The 23369-nt window shown below is 38.3% G+C and carries 31 protein-coding genes and 1 tRNA gene; 10 read left to right on the forward strand and 22 right to left on the reverse strand.

Annotation, left to right across the window (positions count from 1 at the left end; genetic code table 11):
* Window positions 1-7: 7 nt before the first annotated feature.
* A complete protein-coding gene (locus AACV01_RS10685) occupies window positions 8-412 on the forward strand; it encodes an ASCH domain-containing protein (protein ID WP_004244678.1) in 405 nt (134 codons plus the stop codon).
* Between the two features lie 488 nt (window positions 413-900).
* Window positions 901-1071: a ribosome modulation factor gene (gene rmf / locus AACV01_RS10690; protein WP_004244679.1), complete on the forward strand. Its 171-nt coding sequence runs from the start codon at window positions 901-903 to the stop codon at window positions 1069-1071.
* A gap of 323 nt (window positions 1072-1394) precedes the next feature.
* On the opposite strand, the gene fabA is transcribed toward rmf, so the two are convergent.
* Entirely contained in the window at window positions 1395-1913 is a 519-nt protein-coding gene (gene fabA, locus AACV01_RS10695) for a bifunctional 3-hydroxydecanoyl-ACP dehydratase/trans-2-decenoyl-ACP isomerase (RefSeq protein WP_004244680.1), read from the reverse strand.
* An 83-nt stretch (window positions 1914-1996) separates the two neighbouring features.
* A complete protein-coding gene (locus AACV01_RS10700; RefSeq protein ID WP_161682917.1) occupies window positions 1997-3739 on the reverse strand; it encodes an AAA family ATPase in 1743 nt (580 codons plus the stop codon).
* A 364-nt stretch (window positions 3740-4103) separates the two neighbouring features.
* Here AACV01_RS10700 and matP point away from each other — a divergent pair, with 364 nt between their 5' ends.
* On the forward strand, window positions 4104-4571 hold the full coding sequence (gene matP, locus AACV01_RS10705; RefSeq protein ID WP_004244682.1) for a macrodomain Ter protein MatP: 468 nt from the start codon (window positions 4104-4106) through the stop codon (window positions 4569-4571).
* Window positions 4572-4735: 164 nt separating this feature from the next.
* Here the strand turns inward: matP and ompA are convergent, their stop codons facing one another.
* The gene (ompA, locus tag AACV01_RS10710; RefSeq protein WP_004247686.1) at window positions 4736-5824 is read right to left on the reverse strand and encodes a porin OmpA; all 1089 of its coding nucleotides are present in this window, start codon (window positions 5822-5824) and stop codon (window positions 4736-4738) included.
* A gap of 348 nt (window positions 5825-6172) precedes the next feature.
* Window positions 6173-6727, reverse strand: coding sequence for an SOS-induced cell division inhibitor SulA (sulA, locus tag AACV01_RS10715; RefSeq protein ID WP_004247687.1), 555 nt, complete (start codon window positions 6725-6727; stop codon window positions 6173-6175).
* Window positions 6728-6952: 225 nt separating this feature from the next.
* On the opposite strand from sulA, the gene AACV01_RS10720 reads away from it, so the two are divergent.
* Window positions 6953-7567 carry a TfoX/Sxy family DNA transformation protein gene (locus AACV01_RS10720; RefSeq protein WP_004244685.1) on the forward strand — a complete coding sequence of 205 codons (615 nt, stop codon included), beginning with the start codon at window positions 6953-6955 and terminating at the stop codon, window positions 7565-7567.
* A gap of 129 nt (window positions 7568-7696) precedes the next feature.
* Here AACV01_RS10720 and yccS read toward each other — a convergent pair whose 3' ends face one another.
* Window positions 7697-9871, reverse strand: a complete 2175-nt coding sequence (gene yccS, locus AACV01_RS10725; RefSeq protein WP_161682895.1) for a YccS family putative transporter — start codon at window positions 9869-9871, stop codon at window positions 7697-7699.
* Between the two features lie 115 nt (window positions 9872-9986).
* Between yccS and helD the strand changes: the two genes are divergently transcribed.
* A complete protein-coding gene (helD, locus tag AACV01_RS10730; RefSeq protein ID WP_159108775.1) occupies window positions 9987-12038 on the forward strand; it encodes a DNA helicase IV in 2052 nt (683 codons plus the stop codon).
* A gap of 4 nt (window positions 12039-12042) precedes the next feature.
* Here the strand turns inward: helD and AACV01_RS10735 are convergent, their stop codons facing one another.
* Complete coding sequence (locus AACV01_RS10735; RefSeq protein WP_004244689.1) at window positions 12043-12501, reverse strand: methylglyoxal synthase; 459 nt, start codon at window positions 12499-12501, stop codon at window positions 12043-12045.
* A gap of 139 nt (window positions 12502-12640) precedes the next feature.
* Between AACV01_RS10735 and AACV01_RS10740 the strand changes: the two genes are divergently transcribed.
* Window positions 12641-13054, forward strand: coding sequence for a CoA-binding protein (locus tag AACV01_RS10740; protein ID WP_004247691.1), 414 nt, complete (start codon window positions 12641-12643; stop codon window positions 13052-13054).
* 64 nt (window positions 13055-13118) lie between these two features.
* Here AACV01_RS10740 and hspQ read toward each other — a convergent pair whose 3' ends face one another.
* Window positions 13119-13439 carry a heat shock protein HspQ gene (gene hspQ / locus AACV01_RS10745; protein ID WP_004244691.1) on the reverse strand — a complete coding sequence of 107 codons (321 nt, stop codon included), beginning with the start codon at window positions 13437-13439 and terminating at the stop codon, window positions 13119-13121.
* 199 nt (window positions 13440-13638) lie between these two features.
* Here hspQ and AACV01_RS10750 point away from each other — a divergent pair, with 199 nt between their 5' ends.
* Window positions 13639-13923: an acylphosphatase gene (locus AACV01_RS10750; RefSeq protein ID WP_004244692.1), complete on the forward strand. Its 285-nt coding sequence runs from the start codon at window positions 13639-13641 to the stop codon at window positions 13921-13923.
* 2 nt (window positions 13924-13925) lie between these two features.
* Here the strand turns inward: AACV01_RS10750 and tusE are convergent, their stop codons facing one another.
* Window positions 13926-14255 carry a sulfurtransferase TusE gene (gene tusE, locus AACV01_RS10755; protein ID WP_004244693.1) on the reverse strand — a complete coding sequence of 110 codons (330 nt, stop codon included), beginning with the start codon at window positions 14253-14255 and terminating at the stop codon, window positions 13926-13928.
* A gap of 180 nt (window positions 14256-14435) precedes the next feature.
* On the opposite strand from tusE, the gene AACV01_RS10760 reads away from it, so the two are divergent.
* Both AACV01_RS10760 and AACV01_RS10765 read left to right on the forward strand, forming a co-directional pair.
* Window positions 14436-14523 (forward strand) — tRNA-Ser (locus AACV01_RS10760).
* 165 nt (window positions 14524-14688) lie between these two features.
* A complete protein-coding gene (locus AACV01_RS10765; RefSeq protein WP_161682919.1) occupies window positions 14689-15873 on the forward strand; it encodes a tyrosine-type recombinase/integrase in 1185 nt (394 codons plus the stop codon).
* Window positions 15874-15876: 3 nt separating this feature from the next.
* On the opposite strand, the gene AACV01_RS10770 is transcribed toward AACV01_RS10765, so the two are convergent.
* From AACV01_RS10770 to AACV01_RS10800, 7 genes are all read right to left on the reverse strand, one after another.
* Window positions 15877-16083 (reverse strand): helix-turn-helix transcriptional regulator, encoded by a 207-nt coding sequence (locus AACV01_RS10770; RefSeq protein ID WP_004247694.1) that lies wholly within the window; start codon window positions 16081-16083, stop codon window positions 15877-15879.
* A gap of 211 nt (window positions 16084-16294) precedes the next feature.
* Window positions 16295-16897, reverse strand: a complete 603-nt coding sequence (locus AACV01_RS10775) for an MT-A70 family methyltransferase (RefSeq protein WP_161682897.1) — start codon at window positions 16895-16897, stop codon at window positions 16295-16297.
* A complete protein-coding gene (locus AACV01_RS10780; protein ID WP_161682921.1) occupies window positions 16884-17237 on the reverse strand; it encodes a phage protein NinX family protein in 354 nt (117 codons plus the stop codon). The genes AACV01_RS10775 and AACV01_RS10780 overlap by 14 nt, the downstream gene beginning before the upstream one ends.
* On the reverse strand, window positions 17221-17736 hold the full coding sequence (locus tag AACV01_RS10785; protein WP_072068391.1) for an HNH endonuclease: 516 nt from the start codon (window positions 17734-17736) through the stop codon (window positions 17221-17223). The genes AACV01_RS10780 and AACV01_RS10785 overlap by 17 nt, the downstream gene beginning before the upstream one ends.
* A 175-nt stretch (window positions 17737-17911) precedes the next feature.
* Window positions 17912-18193: a hypothetical protein gene (locus tag AACV01_RS10790; protein ID WP_161682899.1), complete on the reverse strand. Its 282-nt coding sequence runs from the start codon at window positions 18191-18193 to the stop codon at window positions 17912-17914.
* Entirely contained in the window at window positions 18186-18374 is a 189-nt protein-coding gene (locus AACV01_RS10795; RefSeq protein WP_161682901.1) for a hypothetical protein, read from the reverse strand. Before AACV01_RS10795 ends, AACV01_RS10790 begins: the two co-directional genes overlap by 8 nt.
* The gene (locus AACV01_RS10800; protein WP_161682903.1) at window positions 18374-18871 is read right to left on the reverse strand and encodes a hypothetical protein; all 498 of its coding nucleotides are present in this window, start codon (window positions 18869-18871) and stop codon (window positions 18374-18376) included. Before AACV01_RS10800 ends, AACV01_RS10795 begins: the two co-directional genes overlap by 1 nt.
* 124 nt (window positions 18872-18995) lie before the next feature.
* Between AACV01_RS10800 and AACV01_RS10805 the strand changes: the two genes are divergently transcribed.
* Entirely contained in the window at window positions 18996-19229 is a 234-nt protein-coding gene (locus tag AACV01_RS10805) for a hypothetical protein (protein ID WP_069368897.1), read from the forward strand.
* Between the two features lie 112 nt (window positions 19230-19341).
* Here the strand turns inward: AACV01_RS10805 and AACV01_RS10810 are convergent, their stop codons facing one another.
* From AACV01_RS10810 to AACV01_RS10840, 7 genes are all read right to left on the reverse strand, one after another.
* A complete protein-coding gene (locus AACV01_RS10810) occupies window positions 19342-19794 on the reverse strand; it encodes a single-stranded DNA-binding protein (protein WP_161682907.1) in 453 nt (150 codons plus the stop codon).
* Window positions 19784-20482 (reverse strand): lambda exonuclease family protein, encoded by a 699-nt coding sequence (locus AACV01_RS10815; RefSeq protein ID WP_161682909.1) that lies wholly within the window; start codon window positions 20480-20482, stop codon window positions 19784-19786. The genes AACV01_RS10810 and AACV01_RS10815 overlap by 11 nt, the downstream gene beginning before the upstream one ends.
* Complete coding sequence (locus AACV01_RS10820) at window positions 20479-21405, reverse strand: recombinase RecT (RefSeq protein ID WP_161682911.1); 927 nt, start codon at window positions 21403-21405, stop codon at window positions 20479-20481. The genes AACV01_RS10815 and AACV01_RS10820 overlap by 4 nt, the downstream gene beginning before the upstream one ends.
* A complete protein-coding gene (locus tag AACV01_RS10825) occupies window positions 21402-21623 on the reverse strand; it encodes a hypothetical protein (protein ID WP_036970043.1) in 222 nt (73 codons plus the stop codon). The genes AACV01_RS10820 and AACV01_RS10825 overlap by 4 nt, the downstream gene beginning before the upstream one ends.
* A complete protein-coding gene (locus tag AACV01_RS10830) occupies window positions 21620-21895 on the reverse strand; it encodes a hypothetical protein (protein ID WP_036970046.1) in 276 nt (91 codons plus the stop codon). Before AACV01_RS10830 ends, AACV01_RS10825 begins: the two co-directional genes overlap by 4 nt.
* 220 nt (window positions 21896-22115) lie before the next feature.
* Entirely contained in the window at window positions 22116-23057 is a 942-nt protein-coding gene (locus AACV01_RS10835) for a cell envelope biogenesis protein TolA (RefSeq protein ID WP_161682913.1), read from the reverse strand.
* A gap of 67 nt (window positions 23058-23124) precedes the next feature.
* Window positions 23125-23369: hypothetical protein (locus tag AACV01_RS10840; RefSeq protein WP_237585020.1), on the reverse strand; the 245-nt coding region annotated here is incomplete at its 5' end.

Here is a 23369-nt window from a genome sequence, read left to right on the forward strand (position 1 = left end):
AAATCTCATGCTGGAATTGATAAAAAAGAAATACCCTACAGCGATTTGTTGGTCTTTCGGGGATAATCCGCAGCTTGCTGATGAACTTGCACAACTTGTCGTTGAAAGAAAAAAAACAGCAACATGTAGCTCATTAAGTGGTTTTTTTAGTGATCCAGTCACGCCAACAATTGGTGGTTACAATATTATTTTAAATAGCCATGGGGTTCCTATTTGTGTTATCAGAACACGCTCTTTAACATTGGTACGTTTTTCTGAAGTCACAGAACAGTTAGCGCGTAAAGAAGGTGAGGGTGATCTAAGCTTGTCATATTGGCAACAAGGACATAAAGAATTCTTTATGCGAGAAGGTACCTACTCTCCAGATATGGAATTAATATTTGAAGAATTTGAGTTAATAGAGGTTTTTTAGTTAACAGGCTTCATATTTGTCGATAACTTAAGTTATATCATTAATGTTGCTATGGTTATTTGGCATAAATTTTATTTTTACTACTGTGAATAGTAGAAAATAGGCAATTCTAATAGGATTGTTATATTGACATAAATTGAAAAAAATCGATTATTTATTTTCAAGCTATTGTTTTTATTATTTAGGTCAGAAATCGGAGCTTTAATATTATTTTTTTATAAAAATAAATAAAAATCAGCTTGTTATGATTTGCTTTATGTCTTTTATTAATAAATACAAATAGATATAAATTATTTAATTATATTAAATATAATTAATTGTAATCTAAGGTGATTTAAATAGGATCCAGCTTAGTATCACAAATATGACAATTATATTAATTTCTTTACTTGCTTAAATCCTCAATAAAGCGTATCAATTTATAGTGGTTGTATGAAAAACAATCATTATCTTTCCGCTTAAACTTAGAACGTGAGGGTTGTCTAAATATGAAAAGACAGAAACGAGATCGTTTAGCTAGAGCATTATCGAAAGGTTACCAAGCCGGTATGCAAGGTCGTTCAAAAGAGCAGTGTCCCTATTTTGCCATTGATGCACGTTCACATTGGCTAGGAGGTTGGCGACAGGCCATGGAAGATCGTCCTGGGCTTGCAAAATAAATAACCCGTCGAGGTGATACTGCGGACACCTGTGTTATCGCAAATATTATCACCAAGATTTAATTGATAATCAAAAGAGGGTTATTTATGCATATTCCTATGAATAACTTGAACATAGGACAATTTGAATATAAATAACAACTGTGAATTGGAAATAAAAAGGTCTACCGTGGTAGGCCTTTTTATGTTGTAAAGTACGGTAGGGCGAAAACTTGCCAAGTACTCTTATCTGAGATACCACCATACCACCATACCACCATAAAAGAAAAAGCCTAATCTCATCGAAGAGAATAGGCTCTTATCTATCTATGTGTAATATTGACTTAAAATGCTGAGGTATCTTTAAATAAGCCGACTTTTAAATCTTTGGCTTCATAAATCAGTTTACCATCAACATAAACTTCACCGTCAGCGATACCCATAATAAGCTTGCGATTGATAACACGTTTGAAATCAATTTTATAGGTGACTTTTTTGGCTGTTGGTAGAATTTGCCCAGTGAATTTCACTTCACCGACACCCAAAGCTCGGCCTTTACCTTCACCGCCTAACCAACCTAGGTAGAAACCTACCAGTTGCCACATTGCATCAAGCCCTAAACAACCCGGCATAACAGGATCATTGACAAAGTGGCAATCAAAAAACCATAAGTCTGGCTTGATATCGAATTCTGCTTCGATAAAGCCTTTATTATGGGAGCCGCCATCTTCAGTCATTTTAATGATGCGATCCATCATTAGCATATTACCTGAAGGCAGTGGTGGGCCATCTTGGCCAAATAATTCACCACGGCCTGAAGCAATGAGGTCTTCTTTAGAATAAGATTCGCGTTTATCAACCATTGTTTATATAGCCTTTATCAAGTGTAAGGTAACAGAATAGCTTACACTTGTACGCTGAACAACTCCGATCACTTGAAACAGAATTATCTGAATAAGCGCAGGAACCAAGGTAATTTAGGCCTATCCTGATTATTAGCTTGTGTTATTCGATCATGAATAATAGCTAACAAGTGTTCATTTGATTGTGGATTTTCACATTGTTCTTCGTAATAAGGCTGATGTGTTAGCAAAGTAATTGCTTCTGCAACATGGACAACCGGCCAAATATGGAACTTATTTTCTTTGACAGCTTGTATCACGCTCTCGTTTAAAACAAGATGTCGCACATTTGCCAGCGGTATAATAACCCCTTGTGATCCTGTTAATCCTCTTTGCTGACAGATATCAAAAAAGCCTTCAATTTTTTGATTAACACCACCAATAGGTTGTACCTGACCAAATTGATCTACGGCACCGGTTACGGCGATTTGTTGATCAATTGGGTGTTGTGACAATGTACTGATCAGCGCACATAATTCTGCTAGTGAGGCACTATCACCATCTACTTCACCGTAAGATTGTTCAAAAACGACGGAAGCACTAAAAGGTTGTGGCTGATCTAATCGTAATTCAGAATTTAAGTAGGCTTGCATAATCATCATGCCTTTTGCATGGATATTGCCACCTAATTCTGCTTTTCGTTCAATATCGACCAGTTCGCCATCACCAATATGAGCCACACAGGTAATACGAGTTGGCTCGCCAATTAGATCGGGATAACCGGGATAATCTAAGACAGAAAGACCGTTTATTTGGCCTACCATTTCACCTTCAGTGTGAATAGTGACTTGGCCTTGTAATATTTCATCACGGCTTCGTTCTAATAAGTAGCTATGTCGCCATAAACGATTTTCTTGCGCTTTTTTAAGCGCCTCGGCACCAAGATAAGCATCATGATTAAAACGTATGGCATAACGTAATTGGCGTAATATGAGTTCAAGATCGAGAGATAAGATAAGCTGATCTTCATGCTCTCTTGCGCCCTGAGTCAGTAATACTTGCCAAGCATCAGCAGATAATGAAGGAAGACGATATTTTTGGCAAAGTCCATTAACAAAACCACACCATTGGCTCAGGGCGGTTTCATCTTCTAAATACATATCGTATTCATATTCGCCATATAGCGCCGTACTGCTGATATTAGGCTCCATAAACTCAAGCTCTTCTAAGCTTAGGCGATCGCCCACTAAAATAACACGTAAGTGAAGGGGCATGGCTTCAATAGGCAAAGGAAGGGCTTGATGGTCATTCCACACTAACCATTCAAAGCGTTGCTCTTCAACCATCTTTTTCAGTCGGAACCACATTAAGGGTTGTGCTAAGAGCGTTTTAATGGATAAGACTAAAATACCACCATTGACTTTATGCAGCAGTCCTGGGTTAACGAGGAGCTTATCTTTATGATAATAAAATGAACCAAAAAGTTGTTCTGGCTCTATCCATTGGCAACAAGCAATAGATTCTGATGATGAAAATGAACCTTCTACATTATCTTGCCAATAAATTTGATTAGACTCAGCTTGATAGGCACCTACAACAGGATAATTTTTTATCTCTGCTTGTTGTAATGTATCAGCGAGTGTTTCGAAATAAGCAGTAGAATCTTCTGCTTTTAACAGCATAAATTGGCCTGCTTCTGCATTATTTAGCCACTGTAAGCTTTCATATAAGCGAGGTTGAACCTCACGAAGTGAAGATGCAGGCAATTGCGATGCTGTTTGAAAGAAAGTCTGGTAGGAGGCGTAATCTGGGCGTAACGCCTGCCATTCTAATTCGTTGTTTTTCAAGGTTACCGTTTTTATTATTGAGTAGTGAACATGGAAGTTAACATAAAGCGTTAATAGCTGGTATCTATCCTGCAATAAGACAGCTATTGACAGTTATATTATGTCTATACTTTTGGCCGGGAATATACGTTGCCATTACTTTTGCTATAACCTATTAAATTGAATGTATTGTTTTATTATAGCGACGCACGATTCTATCACAACGTGGTTAGAAAACTATCCCTTCTGACATTTGTCGGTGGGAGGTAACAAAAGCTACTTATCTTTTTTGGTGATAATTTAAGCAAAAATATTCGGTTTAAGGCAGTTTTTTGGCAAAATTGTTGATATGCTAGTATATAGTTACGTTGTCACGGTGATTTGTATGAAATATCAACAGTTAGAAAATCTAGAATGTGGCTGGAAGTGGGCTTATTTGGTAAAAAAACATCGCGAAGGTGAGTTAATCACCCGTTATGTCGAAAAGAGCGCCGCCGATGAAGTGGTTGAGCAACTATTACGCCTTGAATCTCAACCATTAAAAGTCCTTGAATGGATCAATTTACATATGAACCCTGAGTTATCGAATAGAATGAAGCAAACTATTCGTGCTCGAAGAAAGCGTTATTTTAATGCTGAACATCAGCATACGCGTAAAAAATCTATCGATTTAACTTTTAAGGTTTGGCAACGCCTATCAGCACTATCTCAGCGCCGAGGTTTGACATTATCAGAAACGATTGTCCAGCTTATCGAAGATGCGGAGCGAAAAGAGCAGTATGCACTAAAAGTACATAACCTAAAAGATGGCCTAATTGAGTTACTAGAACGAGACAAACAGAAAAAAGAGTAGATGACAATAGCGTTGTTTATTATCGAGAGATCATCAGTATAGCGTTAACTTAAGAGGTATAGAGAATATCTCTGCTAATCATTTAAAGTCATCATCAAAAGAAAAACCCTGCCGAAGCAGGGTTTTTTTAGAATTCATTACAGTAGATTTCTCTACTATTTGAATTATTGACCAGGTTGAACAACAACTTCAGTTGTACCTTGGATTTCGATTTCTACACGACGGTCTGGCGCTAAGCAATCGATCAGAGCTGCACGAGCTTTGATGTTGTCACAAGTGTTGCCAGTTACTGGGTTTTCTTTACCACGACCTTCTGCAGAGATGCTGTTTGCAGGAATACCTTTAGATACCAGGTAATCAACTACAGATTGAGCACGTTTTTCTGACAGAGGCAGGTTGTAGTTTTGAGAACCGATACGGTCAGTGTAACCGATAACTACTACACGACCTTGAGTTGGGTCGATGTTAGCTAATTCGTTGTACAGACCATTCAGTGCTTCTTGACCTTCAGCTTTCAGAGAAGATTTGTTGTAGTTGAACAGAACGTCTGAACGCAGAGTAAAGGTTTTGTTCTCAACAACTGGAGCTGGAGCAACTACTGGAGCTGGCTCAACAACTGGAGCTGGAGTTTCTTGGTTGAAACGGTAAGCAACACCAACACTCAGCATACCATTGTCTGGACGAGCGTTCAGAGTACCTTTATCACCGATGTTGTTGATCCACTGATACTCAAGACGAGTAGCAATGTTAGGAGTGATCGCGTATTCAGTACCTAATGCGAATACTGGAGAAACGCCAGTATCATTTTCAGAGAAACGTTTTTGAGTTCCTGCTGAAGTTGCATTAATAGTTGCAGTTGAATCTGCACGCCATACCATACCACCTAAACGTGTATAAACGTCTAAGTCATCCATTACTGGATAGCTTAATTTAGTGGTTAATTGGATACCTTGAGCTTTGAATGCACCGTTGTTGTATGAACCTTTATAAGCCATACGACCTAACCAGTCATAACCCAGTTCAAAACCTAAGTATTGGTTGTACTGATAACCAGCAAATGCACCAGCACCAATTTGGTCTTTGTGTGTGCTACCGTTACCGATATTCACACCGTCCCAATTGTTACCAGTACTTTGATACTGAGACCAACCTAATTTACCACCGGTATACCAAGTATTGTCTTTTGGAGCTGCTTGCGCTGCAGTTGCGAAAGCTGCCACTGCCACTGCTAATGCGATAGCTGTCTTTTTCATTTTACGCCTCGTTATCATCCAAGTTAGGCATTTGGCTTTAAGCCTTATTATTTGCCCTTGGTTAAATTATTGTTAGGAATTCGATGCTTTCATCAAATGATGATCCCCAAAAACGGGATTTAAAGCATAACCTTAACGATATAAAGTCTACAATGAACTTAAAAAGTTACAAGTATCCCTTTAAAATTCGACTTAAAATTTTAAAAAGATCGGCCGTTATTCACAATAAGAATTATTCTATATTTTTGTTAAATTTCTTGTAACCATATGATTTAAGTTACAATTGATTATGACTTATCTTAAATGATAATGTTGCGTTATGAGTATTAGGAAAACTCTTAAATTTCACTAATGGTAGTGATTTGAATGAATTTTTATCGAGTTTAAATGTCGTTTAGAGGAATTATTGTTTTCTATTTGGATATGATTACTGTTTTGTTGTCGCATGATAAAACCTAACGCTTTACCGATGCTGGCAGCATATTCTAATCTTTTCATCTCTTCTGACGATATTTCTGGTAACCAACCCAATACTACACTGTAGTTTCCACTTAATAGTGCTTTCTCCATTAATTCCACAGTATTAATTGAATCAACATGATTGAGTTGAATGATTTTATTCAGGGGTAAGCCGGTTTCTTTTAACCAACTACGATTTAATTTTTGTTGTGGACTCAACCACAGTAACCAACGTGATTCATGGCTATACTGTTTTAACAGAGGTAGTAAGATGTGGTTAATCATCAAGGGATTTTGGTAAAGCAGTTCACTTACCATGCCTTGTCTATTATCGGGCATTGTTGTTGTAATTGCATCGGAGGCCATAGAGAGAGGTAATACCTCAGTAGAGATCTCTTGGAAAAGGCCATTTTGTCTTGCCAAAGATGATGTTGAGAGTTTCATATTTACCTCGTTCAATATGTACTGTATGTATATACAGTATACCTGAGTTTCACTTAAATCAAGATCAATTTTTTGAAAGTTGCTCTCAAAATTTATGTAAATTCATATTTTTGATCGGGTAACTATTGGCAAAAAAAGGACATTTATTTATTGTCTTAACCATCAAGAATACATTCATATATTTGAATTTTAAGATAAAAATATTTTTTGTGGTTTGGAGATCTGATGTCAATTTTACCTGAGCAAAGGAAGGCTCATTTATTATCGCGCGTAGCGGAATATGGAAAGTTAAGTAAGAAGTCTCAATTCGGCGGTTATAGCTTAATGGTTGATGAGGTTATCTTTGCGATTACTGCTGATAATGAATTTTATTTAAAAGGGAGTGGTTTTGCTGAAACACTCTATAAAGCAAACAACATGGATGCATACGTCTATCTAAAAAAAGGTATCCCCATTACATTGCGCTATTATCGTATTACGCAAGCAATATGGCGTAATAGCGCTAAGCTCAATCAATATATCGATTTTGCATATCATTATAGTACTCAGGAGTTTTTAGGGCAGCAAAAGCAGCCTCGTCGTATCAAAGATTTACCCAATTTGGGCATAGCATTAGAGAAAAAACTCAATCAAGTTGGGATTAACCGTATCGAGGAATTACGTACGATCGGTGCGAAGGCATGTTATTTAAAACTGATTGCGCAACCTAAGCAAGGAAATAGCGACTTATTGCTTGCATTAGCGGGTGCTATTGTTGGCTGTCATCGCTCTGTGTTACCTAGTCAATTAAAAATGGAATTGTTAAATTGGTATAAAGAGTTATCCGTTAAATCCTATTAAACTACAGTATTCGGACTTTAGTACATTAGAATGAACAGGAATAACGGAATAAGAGCAAACTTAAGCCAATAGAGTCTGTTATTTTCTCTAAGGTTCTAATAGAAATTAGAGAAAATAACTTTTTATCCATCAAGCTGTAGCTAATTTATCTTTATCGTTTTGCCATTCTGTTTGCTCAATTAGCTCAATGCAATTGACAATTTGTGGCAATAAATCCAGTAACAAGCGTATTTGCGTTAACACTAATTGAATACGGGCGTTATCTGAACTTGGTTGTGCATTAACACGTGCGATAAGTTGATCGTGAGATTGTATAAAATCATTATCTTGTGTTTTTTTACGTCTCAACGCTGAATCAATATAACAGACAGTATCATTAAGCAGGGTGAGTACCGCTTCATCTTCAATTTTGCAACGATGAACACCTAACGCTGAAATATAGCTCAGTAAAGTATGATTTAAACACAGTAACTTAAATGCTTCTTCTTGAGAGGTTTGAAAGCTTTTAGGCTCTGATGACATATTAGAAATTAAAGATGCTAACTCACCATCACTGCTATGTGCATTACGGCGTGCAATACGATAATTAACGCTATTATCTCTTCCTTGATAATACTGAATGAGGATCGCATCAAGATAGTAGCAGTTATTGGTCATGGTTTTTTGGATGAGCAATGGCAACTGACGGAACTTCCAATCCGGCCAAATAAAACTGACTGCGAACCAGGCAATGGCACATCCAATTAACGTATCAATGATCCGCGGTAGTGCGACATCATAGCCTTCACCTAATAAATTAAAACTTAATAAAACGAGTAGGGTAATAAACAAAGTGGCATGAGCGTATTGTACGGTTCGGAAAGCAAAAAAGAGCGTACCCGTCACAACAATAAGCACTAATTGACCTTCAATGGAAGGCACAAAATAGAGAATAGGGAAACCAATTAAAATACCAATAATAGTGCCACTGACCCGTAATGTTAATCGTCTACGTGTCGCATTATAGTTAGGCTGACAGACAAACAAACTGGTTAATAAAATCCAGTACCCACGATGCAAATCAAAAAACTGGATGATCACATAACCTATACATAAGACAAGTGACATTCGTACCGCATGTCTAAATAGCGCTGATTTTGGTGTTAAGTGACCTTTTATTCTTAGCACGATATCTCGCCACCCAGTAAGCCCTTCATCAGATAACTGAGTTTCTTCTTTTTGGTCATGAGAGATTTGATATTGCTCTGTACTAATACTTTTTAATAAAGCATCTATGCCCTGTAAGTTTTGTAATAAATTATAGAGTGGCGCAATAATTTGTGGATCAGAAGTACTGTTTTTTACATTATTAAGTGCATTTTCTAAATGAGTGATTGCACGTTCAAAATGGGGATTATGTTGGTACTTTTTATGCCAAAGAATAGATTGAGCGACTTGTTCGCAGGCTCTTGCTTGCATTGACAGTAAGCGCTGAAAGCGGAAAAGGACATCACTGTGGCGTAATCTATCACTCAGTAATTGATATTGAATATGAGAAGAGCTGGCCCGTTCATGAATATCTTGAGCCACAAAGTAATAATGCAATGTGAAACGACTGCTACGTTGGCCTCTATCACCTTTTAAACGGCTTAGTAATGTTAATTTAGTTTGGCTCATTGCCTCAATTAACTGATTATTAGCCAATGCCAAGTTATACAGTAATTGCTGTTGATCACCTTCAATATCGGGATCAAATAATGCGGCCTTGGCTTCTAGATAAGCGGAAAGCTGCTGATAATAACGCGTAAGGCTATCTTGAACGGGACGAATAGGGAAAAGTAGGTGACCAATTAAGGTAAGCAAATTATACCAAATTGCGCCTAAAAGGAGCCAAATAGGTTGTTCATGCCATTCTGGGAAAATCGGCATACCTAACATGGTATAAATAGCGATTAATAGCGCACCAAAGGCGATGGTAGCATAACGCTGACCCAAGGCGCCTAATAAAATAAACCCCCAAGTGGAGATAGCAAGACCACAAAAGAATAAAATAGGGTAAGGGTAGAGTAATCCGATGGATGTTGATGCTAATAAGAAACAACATAAGGTGATCACAAGGTTTCTTAAGCGGCCCACAAGCCTATCATCTAAGTCAGTTAATGCGGCTGCGACAACACCTAATGTAAGAGGTATAGTATATTTTGGTTCTTGTCCTAAAGCCCATGGAAATAAAGTCGTTCCCGTAAGTGCGATTATTATGCGAATATAATATAAAAAGTGGCTATTATAGATAAATCGGCGGGCGCCATTAAACAAATTGAACACAAAAAGCCCTTAAATAAACAAGATGGAGATAATTACCTCTTAGAATATAGGGTTTATTACAGATAAAAAAGAGTTTAACGACAGACTATTTGTTATTTATTGTAGGAATTACAGAATGGAACTGAAATCAACCCCAATGGGACAACGTTTAGCTCAGCATCCTTATAACAGGGTAAAATTGTTAAATGCGGGTATTGAGGTCAGTGGTGAAAAGCATCAATATTTAATTCCTTTTAATGAATTGATCGACATTTTTTGTAAAAAAGGCATTGTGTGGGGAGAGTTAGAGTTTTTACTGCCCGACAATAAAGTGGTTCGTTTGCATGGAACGGACTGGGAAGAAACGCAACAATTTTACCGCTATCTCTATCAAACTTGGCAAATATGGAGCCAAGAGATGAGTGAGATAACGGCGCAAGTACTTGAAAAGCAACTCTCTTCTATCCAAGATATAATTCAAAGCGATAAATGGATAAAACAAAACCAGTTAGCCGGTATTCAACAGGCTATCCAAGAAAGTTTTTCTGCTATTCCTCTTCCTCTGGAACGACTTACTCAATTTGATAACTGTAAGGTGCATTATCAACGCTGTTTACAGTGGTTACAGCAAGGTAAGGCATTAATTGCGCAAGAAAATGAGCAATGGATCACCCGTATGTTGACAGAGCATGCGGAGTTTTTTACTACCATTGAAACATCGCCTTTAAATGAATCGCAATGTAAAGCCGTTATCAACGGTGAAGATAATATATTGGTATTAGCGGGTGCTGGTAGTGGTAAAACGTCGGTACTAGTGGCAAGAGCAGGGTGGTTGTTACGTCGTAAACTAGCAACCTCTGAACAAATTCTACTATTGGCTTTTGGACGTAAAGCCGCTGAAGAGATGAACCAACGTTTATCTGAGCGCTTAAACGCTGATATTACGGCGAAAACCTTTCATGCATTGGCATTATTTATTATCCAACAGTCAACTAAAAAACAGCCCAAGATCAGCGAATTAGAAATCAATAGTGAAAAGAGAAGAACACTATTGTTAACGCAGTGGCGTGAGCAGTGTCAGCAGAAAAAAGCACAAGCGAAAGGCTGGCGTGAGTGGTTATCTGAAGAGCTAGCATGGGATATCCCTGATGGGGAGTTTTGGCATGATAAAAAATTAGAAAATCAAGTTGCCGTAAGATTAGAGCGGTGGATCAGTTTATTAAGAATGCAAGGTGGTAGCCAAAAAACAATGATTGATTCTGTGCCTGCAGAATATACGGATGCATTTAAAAAGTATTTAAAACTATTAGCACCACTGTTAAAGGCATGGAAAACCGCATTAAAAGAAGAGAATGCCATTGATTTTTCAGGGCTATTACATCAAGCCATTAATCTGATAGAAAAAGGGCGTTTCGTCAGTCCTTGGAAACATATTCTGGTGGATGAATTCCAAGATATTTCACCACTAAGAGCAGCACTATTAAATGCGTTAAAACAACAAAATACACAAACTTCATTATTTGCAGTTGGTGATGACTGGCAAGCTATTTATCGCTTTAGTGGGGCTGAATTATTACTAACAACAGCGTTTCATCAATCTTTTGGTGATGGTGCTGAGTGTGCATTAGATACCACTTATCGTTTTAATTCGACTATAGGTGACGTTGCCAATACATTTATTCAACAAAATCCTAATCAATTAGCTAAGCCTTTAAATAGCTTAACAAAAGGTAATAAAAAAGCCGTTGTATTATTGCCGGATGATCAATTAGAAAGTTTATTAAATAAAATGAGTGGTTATGTCAGTGACGATGAAACGATCCTTTTATTAGCGCGTTATCATTACTTACAACCTGATTTATTGAAAAAGGCGAAAACGCGCTGGCCCAAATTAAAATTACAGTTTATGACTTTTCATGCTTCAAAAGGTCAACAAGCTGATTATGTGATTATATTAGGTTTACAATCGGGTAAAGACGGATTTCCAGCTCCGGCAAGAGAGTCGATTATAGAAACCGCTTTATTACCCCCTGTTGAAGACTATCCTGATGCTGAAGAGCGCCGATTAATGTATGTGGCATTAACAAGAGCAAAAAAACAAGTATGGTTATTGTTTAATAAACAACAACCATCTTGTTTTGTGTCAGAGTTAAAATCTCAAGGTGTCCCTACGCAAAAAAAACCATAAGGCATTATTTTAAACGTTCTTTTAAATAACCTTCATAGTCGGGAATTTTAATTTTTGACTCTTGTGAAAAAAGAGGGGACGAAATAAGAAAATTAGCCGTCGCACGATTGGTTGCTACGGGAATATTCCAGACTGTTGCTAGGCGTAACAGCGCTTTCACATCTGGATCATGAGGAACGGCATTGAGTGGATCCCAAAAGAAAATAAGAATATCAATTTTCTTTTCTGCGATCATAGCACCAATTTGTTGATCACCTCCCATGGGGCCACTTAACATCTGAGTGACCTCTAATCCTGTATGGTGATTAACCAGATTTCCTGTTGTTCCTGTGGCAAATAACTTATGGTGAGAAAGCTGTTCACTGTTGTTTTTAACCCATTCAAGCAATGAGCTTTTACAGTGATCATGTGCAACTAACGCAATATTTTTTTCTGTGGCGAGTGTGCGGTCAATTTGTTCCATTTGCTACCTTTAAAAATAAATACAGTTATTATTCCAGTTGTCAACATACCTTTTTTTTATCTTACAAGCTATGAGCGGAACAAGATACTATGATGTATCATAAGATTTTCAATCTTCCTGCTGATAACGGAGCATATAAATGGTTGATTCAGAGATTTATGACATTCTAAGAAGTGTCAAAACAATTGCACTGGTTGGTGCAAGTCATAAAGAAGATCGCCCTAGTTATAAAGTCATGAAATTCTTATTAGAGCAAGGCTATGAGGTGATCCCCGTTAATCCGGGTATGGCAGGGGAAACAATATTAGGCCAGCAATGTTATGGTCATTTGCAAGATATTCCTGTGGCGATTGATATGGTAGATGTATTTCGTCAATCAGCAGCAGCGCTCGAGATTGCCAAAGAAGCGATTAAAATTAATGCTAAAGTTTTATGGTTACAGATAGGTGTGATCAATGAAGAAGCAAAAGCATTAGCTGAACAATCGGGGTTGCGTGTGGTTATGGATCGCTGTCCTAAAAAAGAGATAGAAGCCCATGGATTGCCTTGGTAATAGGCAGAGTAAAATCGCCGAAATGTATTCGGCGATTATCATTAAGGTTAAGAATGGAAGAAAATTAGTTTCTTAATCGCGGAGCCTGTAATTGGTTGCGGATTGATTGTGACAACTCATCCATTGAGTCATTATCTAAATGCTCATCTGAGAGTTCATAAGTTATTTGAGCTTCAGCTAAATAGGTATGAACAGGTTGTCCTTCATCATCTTCCATGACAACATGATACCAAGGCGCTGATCGCAAGGTCATATTAGATGCAATATCATCCTCGTTAGGTTGATCAAGGGAATATTCAGCATCCACATCAACAACTACACCTAAATAACCGAGTAGTTTATGTCTAACCTGCTGGCCTATTCCAAATTTGCTGGCGATCATCATTTATCACCTCCGTAAAACCTTGCTTTATTAATTTCTGTATATGAGGGCATAAAGTGAAATTTCAAGGTGTAACAAAATTAAACACGTCGTTATCCAGTGTAAATGCAAACCTCACAAAATCAGATTATCTATTGTATAAAGAAAAGACAACAATCTTATCGGAATTTTTGCGTTACATATAAGTTTGGAGGGTAGGTAAATGAAGGTTGGTAGAGAATATATTATTCAAGGTCGTGTACAAGGTGTCGGTTTCCGCTTTCATACTTATCAATGGATGAAAAAGCAGCCTATTACGGGTTATGTGTGGAATCGTGATGATGGCAGTGTGGGGATCAGAGCTTTTGCTGAAGAGCAGGTACTGAGAAAAATAGAAGATTGGTTGGCTGCTGGAGGACCAATAGGGAGTAAGATTGTATTCTGGTCGGCAACACCATGCCAATATGAAGAAATGGCAGACTTTTCAATCCGCCATTATGCATCTTAGTATTAAATACATTTGACAGGTTTAGGTAAGCCCGCGAGCTTCGTTGCCTGTTTAGCAGGACCTTTAGGGAATAAGCGATATAGATAACGGCTATTGCCTTTTTCATCGCCATATTTTTGTGCTAATGCTTTCACTAACATTCGGATCGCCGGTGAGGTATTAAATTCTAAATAAAACTGGCGCACAAAACGGATAATTTCCCAATGTTGCTCTGTGAGTTCAATTTCTTCAAGTTCAGCTAATATTGGCACCATCTCTTCGGTCCATTCATTGCTGTTTTTTAAATAACCGTGACTATCTGTCTCGATTTGTTGTCCGTTAAATACAAACATGTGTTTCTAACCAATCAAAAATAATCATTTAATTTAGCAAAAATAACCGCAATACCCAAGTCTAATGCGTAAATCGTTGATAAATTAAGCTGTTAAATCAAAGGGCGTTTAAAATTACGCCAAACAAGACAATAAGGGCTTTACAATATAAGCGTGGATGTTTATATTGCTCCCCATTGCGGAGGGGTGGCCGAGCGGCTGAAGGCAGCGGTCTTGAAAACCGCCGATGGGAAACCATCCGAGAGTTCGAATCTCTCCTCCTCCGCCATTTCAATGTCTCCTAACATCTCCTGAAGTCTCCTTATCCCAGTAAAATCAAGCAATCCAATCAAATTATTGTCTCCTGAAGTCTCTCAACGTCTCTTGAAAGCTCCATTTTTTTGGGGTACAAATGGGGGAACATTATACCCCCTTAATATTTAATACCCCCAATATGAAACTAACAGTTAAGCAAGTTGATAGCAGTAAGCCAAAAGAAAAGGACTATAAACTATTCGATGGAGGAGGTTTATATCTATTAGTTACAAAATCAGGAAGTAAATATTGGAGATTAAAATACCGTATAGATGGCAAAGAAAAAGTTTTAGCTATCGGTGTCTACCCAACGATAACTCTCGCGGAAGCCAGAAAGAAAAGGGATGATGCAAAACGGCAGTTATCTGATGGCATTGATCCTAACAAGATAAAGAAAGATAAGAAAAGGGATTCAAAGTTTGATGGAAGCAATACATTTAAAAGCATTGCTCTAGAGTGGTATGAGGGAAGAAAAGACCGATGGTCTGAAGGTTATCGCGACGACATGATGGAAGCATTTGAAAATGATGTTTTTCCATACATTGGAGATCGCCCAATAGCAGAGATTAAACCTCTCGAATTACTTGAAGTGCTTTCAATAATGGAGAAACGTGGTGTTACCGAGAAATTAAAAAAAGTTCGTCAGCGCTGTGGAGAGGTTTGGAAATACGCCATTATCACTGGAAGAGCTGAATATAATCCAGCCCCAGACTTGGCTAGTGCTTTTATTCCACACCAACGAGAAAATTACCCGTACTTATTAGCTGATGAACTGCCTGAGTTTTTGTCCTCGGTAGACAAGTATCAAGGAAGTCAGATAGTAAGAACTGCTTTAAACATTTTAATGCTTACTGGTTTAAGACCAGGAGAGTTAAGAAAATCAGAATGGTCATTTATCGACTTTGAAAGTAGAACATGGAAACTACCAGAAAAAATAATGAAGATGGGGAGGGTTCATGTTGTACCAATGTCAGATCAGGTGATTTCTTTACTGCGTCAAATACAGCCAATAAGTGGCGATTACCAGTATATTTTTCCTAGCCGAACTAACCATAAAAAACATCTGTCCGAAATGGCAATAAATACAATGATTGGAAGAATGGGTTATAGAGGCAGAGCTACTGGTCACGGCTTTAGACACACCATGAGCACAATATTGCATGAGAAAGGATTTAATACAGCGTGGATAGAGTTACAACTTGCTCATGTTGATAAAAACTCTATCCGTGGTACTTATAACCATGCGCTGTATTTGGAGGGGAGAAGGGAGATGATGCAGTGGTATGCTGATTATATAGATGAGCTGAGAAGTAAAAAGAAATAAAATTCAATTTAGGGTATTTTCAGGGCAACGAGAATTATTAATTCGTTGCTCTATCCATTCGTCTATCTCACTTTCAATAAAACCAACTGCACGAGAACCTATTTTAACCTGCTTCGGGAACTCTCCTTTGCCAATTAATTTATAAGTCCAAGATTTGCTATATCCTGTTCTATCTAAAACCTGATCCATTCTTAATATTTTATATTCCATTTTACCCTCCTATCCATTCTTCCTTTTATACTGCTCATGGTCATCATCGCAATCTTTACTACAATACGCGCTATTAGGTGCGACTGGTTCTTGGTGACACCAGATACACATTCCGCTATATGATTTAATTGCTGCCTTGCGATTTGATAATGATACTTGAATATATAGTTCGTTTGTTTCATTTGCTGAGTCGATAATGTCCATAATTCACCTATATTAATTGAATACTTTCTTCCGCTTGGTCGCCATATACATCCCAATCACCGTGTTTCTCACGAGCGAATAATTCGAGTCGAGGAACATCTCCGTATAATTCCTCTAAACGATGATGTATTTCTTTAGGTTTCTCGCTATGTTCACCTAAGCACGAATAAATAACTTGCCTCACACTTGCAGACTTACGAGGTAATCCATTTCCTCGAGTGGCTATTAAACACATTTCGACATTTTGACGGGTATAATTACCGCAATTAATCTTTGTCTCATTGTTTAATATTTCCATGAAATCGAAAAAGTCTTCTGGCGGTTTTTTATTTATTCTATCTCCTGCATTTTTATTTAATTTAACCCATGCGAACCCGAACATGTTTTTAACTTTAAAATCCCACGCTTCGGCTAATTTAATAGCTTCGAGTGCAAAGTTGCCTGTGTACCACATAAACAGTACGGCATTTTTAGAGGAGTGTTTTTCTATTGGTAATCGGGAGAGTGAATATAAGTCGGTGGTATTGTAATGATTATCTGCTGCGCCGTTTGAAACTTTGTTATTGTAAGACCAGGGGGGATCGCACAATATCAAGTCATACTTTTTCATTCTCCGCATCCTTAATACACATGAAAATAATCATTGCTGCTTTTAATGGGTTGGCAATACAGCACTCTATATTCCCGTCACTGGTTGCAAACTGGAATTGTCTATCTTGATATATAAGGCTAATGCCATATTCGTTAATAATCGGCATTGCGTCGGATGGATTGTTGCATGGGTCGAAGTATCCATGATGTAAAAATTCACCACCATCAATACCTGCAAAGTAAACCTCTTTTTTATCAGGGCACCAATCATAGCTACCCTTGCCAAGTACAATGTGAGCAACAGCTAAATTAATCTCGAAGTCAGATAGTTCGGTGTATTTATCAGTCTTTTGTATCATGATTTGCAAATTCTCCATGTAATTTATTTCTAGCAGAGATAGCAATTTGAGTTGCTTCTTCTACAGTTGAAAATGCACCAAAATAATTACTGACTCCATTGTGCATTATTTTCACATTCCATTTTTTCATATTCTTATTCCAGTGAACTCCTTTTACTCCTGAAGAACATTTTATTGGGCTTATTTTATTTTGAGAGTTTTGATAGGCAGATGCGATCCTTAGATTTTTAATTCTATTATCATTTCGAATTAAATTGATATGGTCTATATATTTATCTAGAGGATCTTCTTTGTAATACAGAAGCCATGCCAACCTGTGTGCCAGATAAGGAATTGATTCAAACTTAATATCTATATATCCATCAGACCTTGTTTTACCGGCTTGCTTTCCTGCTCTTATACCTTGCCTTCCTATTAGCCATATGAACAAACCAGTTTCAGGGTCATATGACAAGTGTTTACTTATTTTTTCAATTGGAGGTAATTTTAAAATCTTCATAGTCACCTTGAATTTTTAGATATAATTTCTCCACAAACAATTTCAACATCCCGCACCTGCATTATCTGCACTGCACGGTTCTCGCATTCTTGCTGTGTGTATATTTGCTCTGTAACAGGCACAGCAGAACCCTGTATTACAAGCAGTAATACATATCCGATTATTAGTTTCATATTTAATCTAGGCGGTAGAGTGGTGTTACTTTAAATGGTGAGCCATGGGATTGAAAATGAATATCTATATTTTCAGATGCAACTGCGTCAGTAGTGAATTGCATTTTCTCATCATGAAATACAGGGTACATCCAAGCGACAGGCTGTAGATTGTTAATGTGTTCGATATATTCGCAAATTTTTATTAGCGTATTTAAATTAACATATGATCGTTCATGCCCAACGCTTAATACCTTAGCTTTATTTTTTAAATCAATCGCTAACTCCAAGATTTCATCATTCATTTTTTATTTTCACTCCATTGCTTATTAATATATCTTTGCATTCAATCAAAGCCGCTCTATATCCAGCTTCAAATGCCATACGCCTAACTCCAATTAAATGACTATCAGGTGGCGCTACTGATGGACTATAGCCATGAGACTTCTTAAACCAGACTTCAAATGCTTCATCTAATATATCCATTACTCCACCTTTTTAAATTCAACCACCCATACCCAATCGTTATTATTCCAGCTATCTTCACCGTAAATATCTATCCATGCATCAGCGAATTTATCATATGGTGTGAATGTCTCGCCGCCACTGTCTGGGTCACTATAAGTAGGTCGCCACCCAGTAATCTCAAATCCTTCAGCGTGTGCATCAACTTGTGATATTTCTTGAATCTGTTGCAACCAAACATCAGTAATTTCAATTCTCCCTTTGATATTACCATCCTTGTCTGCAATGTTAATGATGTCGCCAGTTTCACCATACGGACAATCAACATTAACAAATCCATGCCGCCATGCTGCACATACTTGCTCTGATAGTGTGTAACCTTCTTGCCATGCACTAAGGTTTCGTAACTCTTCCTCGGTTACTTTTGGTTGTGGCTCAATCGGTCTACGCGTTTGTGTTTTGTCGCCATCCATGACAGCCGCTAACATTGCATCGTTAAACTTGATTCTGTCCTTCATCATTCCCTCTGTCGATATGTTTTTGAGAAAAATATGTAATATGTAAATCCATGTTTTAAAAGGTTTATTTGTTTAATTCTTGGTGGTATGATCGATTTTCGACCATTAGCGAGGAAGAAGAAAAATGAGTAATCGATATTATGAAATAAAAGTATTTGGCATTGATTACAGGCTTGTAGCTAGAGACTCTAGGGATTCCTATTTGACTTTTTATTTAGAAGATAATTCTAAATTTCCTAACTTTGAAAAGTGGGATGTGGGTAAATTGACGTTTGATATAAAGATGCCTGACGGAATTAATAGAAGAACCTTATTGACTAGGTCTGCTATGTGTATGTTTATGGCGAGCTTTATCTAAATTTACATCTGCCAAGGATTGGCATTCATTCCTCTTCATTGCATCCCTGAGAGTTAAATTAAGCTGTCCGTAGCTTTCATGGTTATATCCTTTGGTTAAACGGGTAGGGTGGTCAAAACGGAATATCGTCATCAAAATCCATCGGTGGCTCACTTTGCGGCGCTTGATTACTCGATGCTTGTTTTGGTGCTTGCGGTTGCTGAGGTTGACCCCATCCTTGAGACTGTGGATTCTGGCTTCCTGCCTGATTACCACCGTTACCGCCAAAATCCAATTGGTTAACGATAATTACTGGAGCTGATTTTTTCTCACCACTCTGGCTTGTCCATTCTTCCATGACGAACTCACCAGTAACCGTAACCTTTGTTCCTTTGGTTAGGTGCGGAGGTAACTTTTCAGCTTTAGGGCCAAACACCTTGCAGATAACCCAAGATACTTTTTCGTGCTCTCCGTAGCCTTGTTTCACTGGCAAACTAAAAGATGCAACCGCCTTACCATTTGGCGTCCATCGCTGTTCGCAATCTTTACCTAAATTCCCGCTTGCTGTTATTGTGTTAATTGCCATATACACTCCATTGATTGCCAAATTTAATGCCTAACTTGTTTAACCCCTGATCCATTACTTCGATGAACTCAGGCACTAACTCGTCGAATTCTTTCATCATTTTTTCGTCACGCTCAACAAGGAAATATGCGATTTCTTTCCCTGCCGGCATGCGTGGGTCAAAATTTGCAAAGTGCCAGATATCCTTACCTGTAACCCACATGGAATATTGAACTTGAGCCACATATTCCTTTTTCATTGCATTGATGCCATTCAATGCTAAGTCTATAAATACGTCCGTGTTATTAGGGCATTTAAGCTCTAATCCAGAGCCATCACTGCAAATGCCGTCTGGTGAGCAAGCTATCCGTAGTTGCTCATCTTTAAATATTATTGGCACTTCCTTTGCCGTTAATCCGGTGTAAAACTCGAATGTCATCTTTGCTTCTAATTCGTAGTTTTTACCCCATTCCAGCGTCCTTGCTGATACTTCCTTGTAAACTCCTGTACAGACTTCACCAATAAGGGTGTTTAAATATGTTTTCTTTGTGTCTGTCCATTTTTTCCCTGACTTTGGCTTAGAGATAACTTTCCATGCCTCAGAGGCAGTTACTACGCCAAGCCTGATAGACATCCATTCTTCGCTTCCTTGCTCTACCTTGGTTAAATCGATGCCTGTTTTGCTTAGAATGATGTCATTACTAATCATTTTCCTTCTGCCTTTTTCCTTAGCATGTCGATAATGGTATTGGCCTCAAATGCGGTTAATTGCTCTGGATGGGATATTTGATGGTTGAATTTTTTACTAATAAATGCGAAGAACGTGTCACTCCATTCACCATTAACTTTAGGCATCAAGTCCGTGATAGCCTTTAATTGATCCTCACTTGCTGGCGTTATGTCCTTTGGTTCTTGTTGCTCGTTCCCAAAATCAATACCTTCTCCAGCCTCAGTATTAACATAGTCAATAGCCTTATCTAAACGTTCTCTGCGAGGCCAGTATTTAGCAGCCTGTTTCACTACTGTTTTTAGAATCATCTGCTCTTCGTCAGTTACCCAAGGACACGATTTTTTCTTTGATATCCAAGCTTTCCATGCTGTTGAGCGGTCACGTATTGCGTAAATATCAGCAATAGCCATTGTGTGAGTTAGATAGTCTCCATCTTCTGTCTTTACTACAGTGTAAGCCCCAACAATCTCACCTCTTTGCTCCTGAGTGGCAAAGGCGTTGTATTCGTGACGAGGTGCGGTATCTATTGATGTGAGTTGAAAATTATCATTTTGTCGAACGATGCTTGATTGACACCACTTAATAGCCTGTGATTGTTGAGCAATATGCATCAATCCCATGTAACTGATATCGAGACATACTTTCTTGTCTCTAGGAACTAGGTAAGCCAACTTTTGCGCTGGGTTTAAACTAATTCCGATAGCTGAGACATTCATGATCGCACTACGAACTGACACAAGATTATTAACTGCAACATTTGCCAGATAATCATTGTTCGCGAATATTTGCATAGCGAATTCAGATTCCCTTTTGAATGCAATGCTTGGCTCGCTACACACTTGTTCGAACTCATTTTTAAGAGGATTTACAACCTCATATATTTTTTGAACTGCATTTGTCACGACATCCTCCTACGTTCCTGATAGCTCTTTAACTCCTTATAAAGACCATCAATTGTCATATCGAAAACGCTGTCACTCCATTGATTTGTAATGTCTTTTGGTAATCCATCAACCACGCTAAATGCGACATTACTTAACTCAGCGTCCTTTGCATCAATCCATGATGCTTCTTCTTGCCTACGCTCTTCCATTGCATCAAGTTCATGATAAGGATTCACGCAACCCTCCTGAAATACAACTCATTAAGTATCTTTGCGACCACTTCTCCTCGTCCTGAGAGATGGATAGCTGCAGCGAGTGACTTTTCGTCATACTGATTAATGACATAATCAACGACTTCTGATGGCTCAGGTTGGTAATACTGAGTAAGTTCCCTGAATGATTCTGTTTCAATGCGGACATCGTTAAGATTCTGAAAGGCTATTTCCGTGCCATTATTTCGGTTTCTACTGGTCATATCTGCATAGGTGTAACGTATAGTCAGTGACATACTTTCCTCCCGTAAGCCATCTTCTGTAGTTGACTCGCCAACCGCCAGACATCCTTGTTATTAGTTGAGACGGCTATCCTTGCCGCTTGACGTGCGAGTTGTAAAAAAGGCGTAGTGATACGCACCGCCATGCAATCACGCATAGCGCTGTAATAGTTAGTTTTCATTGTTACCTCGCTAGGTGAGCGATAGGGTGGTTATCTGGTGTTGGTGCGGTGGGTTAGTAGTGAATTTTTACGTTTGATACTAGGTTTTTAGCGATAGCGATAATACAATTCTTGGCGCACTCTTCTGGAATGCCAGCATCAATTAAATCTTGCATGGCTTTATTATTAACTGTTTTCTGATGTTCCTTATCAGCCTGACGTTTAGCTTCTTCCTGACGCTTACGTTCTTCTTCTGCTAATCGCGCTTGTTCTGCTTCCTGTACTTTCTTACGCTCAGCTTCGATAGCTAGTTTCTTCTCTCGTTCGGCTCGCTCCAGTGCTTCTTTAGCATCGCGCTCTGCCTTTTCCTTGGCTTCTTTTGCTGCTTGTTCTGCACGTTGAATTGCTTCCTGCTTTTCACGCTCTGCACGTTCAGCGGCTTCTTTTGCTTCACGCTCACGTTTAGCTGCTGCTTCAATTTCTTGCTGTGCTTTGCGCTCAGCTTCAAGTCTTGCCTGTTCCGCAGCTTGTCGCTTCATTTCTTCTTCACGAGCAATGCGTTTGCGCTCTTCTTCAGCTTTGCGTAAATCAAACAGCTCGTTCATTTGCAGAGCTTCTTCATGATCAACTTCGATTTGCTTCTTAAGCGCTTCGGCTTCTTCGCGAGCTTTTTCTTGAGCTTCCCACTCTGTTAGTGGCTTGCGAATATCTGTGCTTAATGCATCTAGTTCGTCACGAAATATCTTACGGCTAGCATCAACTTTTTTGGGTAGCTCTTTTAACTTATCGACAACTGCTTTACCTTCCTTGTCGATATACGTTTTTGTTTGAGCAACTTTGTACGCCAGAGATGCAAAAGCCTTTCGGTTTTTAGCTACCGAAAAATCGCTATCGAGTTCTTTTCGCTCTTCTTCTGCAAGAGACTTAATGTGCTCCAGCATCTGATTTACTTTTTCTGGTGCTGTAAACAAATCTAGCGCCGTTGCTTGTTCAATTACGACTAATTCATTTGCCATTTCCTATGTTCCTTATGTGCGTGCCAACTATTAATAGCGATATGAATGATTAAGTGGTGGGTTACTGCTAAAGAGAGGAATCTAACTTATCGACGAGTTCGTCATAGTCAACTTCGAACTCTTCACAAGCTTCTCTGAACTCGCTAAAATTTAACGCGTAATTTATTGCGTTAATTTCATCTCTAGTTAGTTTTTTATCTTTATAATCATCAAATCCAACCGATAACAACTTACCGCCTAATATCTCCGTTCCTGCGTTTACAGACGGCTCCTTGCCATCTTCATACTCAACTACGAATGTCATTTTTCCCA

It is taken from the genome of Proteus sp. G2609, assembly GCF_963896135.1.
GTDB classification, from domain to species: domain Bacteria; phylum Pseudomonadota; class Gammaproteobacteria; order Enterobacterales; family Enterobacteriaceae; genus Proteus; species Proteus mirabilis.